The 1,856-nt window shown below is 47.7% G+C and carries 2 protein-coding genes; both read right to left on the bottom strand.

Translation table 11 applies throughout. From position 1 onward, the window contains the following. Positions 1-557: 557 nt before the first annotated feature. Complete coding sequence (locus HWQ67_RS17425; RefSeq protein WP_218253968.1) at positions 558-1,565, bottom strand: hypothetical protein; 1,008 nt, start codon at positions 1,563-1,565, stop codon at positions 558-560. Beyond that, complete coding sequence (locus HWQ67_RS17420; protein WP_218253967.1) at positions 1,562-1,792, bottom strand: hypothetical protein; 231 nt, start codon at positions 1,790-1,792, stop codon at positions 1,562-1,564. Before HWQ67_RS17420 ends, HWQ67_RS17425 begins: the two co-directional genes overlap by 4 nt. Positions 1,793-1,856 lie beyond the last annotated feature (64 nt).

The raw sequence follows: 1,856 nt of genomic DNA, 5'->3' as shown, positions 1-1,856 counted from the left end.
CTTTAGAAAGCTCGTATGCAGCACCAGCTCCAACAAGGGCGGCATCCATTATATCTCCATATGTTCCACGGCGTCGGCGGGGGGTTTTTGACATTCTGTTCCTTTCGCTCCGTAAGTACTCAATACACTGAATTTACAAAATGGTTAGCCACTAACCAGGGGACACGGGGACGGGGACGCGAGGTTGTAGGTAATACTACACTACAACCTCACGTCTACTGGCTAGCCACTAGCCATATTCCTCCAGGTCCATACTCCATGTCGGATGGCTAGCCACTAACCAGATAGATGGGGTAGGGTAGACATAGAGGCTAGCCACTAGCCAGGAAAACCAAAAAACCTAAAAACCTAAACCTAAAGCCTTCGGCCTTAACCTAAACTCCTTCGGGGGGATCATAAACCCCCCTACGGAGCTGAACCTAAACCGGGTGATTGCTAGATGTGTTTGCCTCCGCAGCGTCACCTTGCTCCGGATTTTTACGGAATGTATGACTGCGTCGCTTTTTTTTTTCATTTCATTCTAAACATACTGTTTAATCGTTATATTTTTTATTTTATTAATTTACACTACGTTTCAATAAAAGAGGAGTCACTGCGTTCCGGGTGATGATTTCAGTGCCGCTACTAATACCGGCTTTGATGGATACAACGTCACCGAAGGCGACTTGTTGTCTCAAGTGTACATCGAAGACCAACTGTACGTCGCGGTCGTTTGGACCGCCAACGAAGTAGTCTCTCAGTACTGAGGGGTTGATCCAGGCGACCATTACTACGTAATGTTTGTCGTCCGGGTGGTGAACTATTTTGGCGCCAGTGCTGCCAATATTCACAGATGCTGTTTCGGTTACACCGATAAATCCATTAGTGGGTGGAGTGAGAGTGTTGTCAGCGTGAGAGTAACTGTCAGACAGTTTCTCAACGATGGAAGATGGGGATGTTTCATTGGCCACTGCAGCGTTCCACTTGGTTCCTACTACCCCTTCTCTTCTACCAGGGTGAAGTGTCAGGGGGATGGATCCAAATTGCTCTCGCATGACCCTGTCATAGTTAAAGAGTTGAGGTGTGTTGAAATCAACTTGTGAGTTGTTTTCCTTCAATATTTCAGGTAGTTGATTACAAATGTAGTTTAGCTCCTCCTCTTTCACACGGATGAGGGTGATGTTGACAGGAACTGTAACCTGGCCTGTTTGATACCAGGCCTGGTCTTCAGTTATAGCAGCCCCTCCGGGGTTGCGGTCAACGACTCTGACGTCAACTTTCAGCTCAGCACCTTTCACAACGTAGTTGTTATAGTACTGGAGTAGCTGGTTGACTGGATAGCCACGGGCGTATTGATCAACTGGGCCAGCCAATCTACCAAAAGTGAGAGGAGAAGTAAAGAATTCATCAGGAATATAATAAGGTTCAATATCATTGATACGAACAGGGAAGATACAGAAATGAAGTGAATCATCAGTGGCGTTGCCCCCTGTTTCATCAAGTGAAGCTTGAAGTTTATGGGAGAAGGAGACATGAGAATCAATGAAAGTTTCATTGATATTAGGGAAGCTCCTAAAGCCGTTCAACTTGTTGATACGTCTTCTAAAACGGGATGTACCTCCACGGGCAGATCCACGGATATACCCACGGCCACCGGGTGTATCTCCAGAGCGGGAAGCACTCCGACCAACCCATCGGCGGGTTGAGGAGGATCCACGGGCACGTTTGAAAGCACGGGCAGGGGTACGGGATAAGCTGCGACTACGACCTTTAGAAAGCTCGTATGCAGCACCAGCTCCAACAAGGGCGGCATCCATTATATCTCCATATGTTCCACGGCGTCGGCGGGGGGTTTTTGACATTCTGTTCCTTTCGCT

The sequence above is a fragment of the Candidatus Magnetobacterium casense genome (assembly GCF_019173545.1).
GTDB lineage: Bacteria > Nitrospirota > Thermodesulfovibrionia > Thermodesulfovibrionales > Magnetobacteriaceae > Magnetobacterium > Magnetobacterium cryptolimnobacter.
Note: the sequence above shows the minus strand (reverse complement) of the source record. Positions and strands in the feature narration are given on the sequence as shown.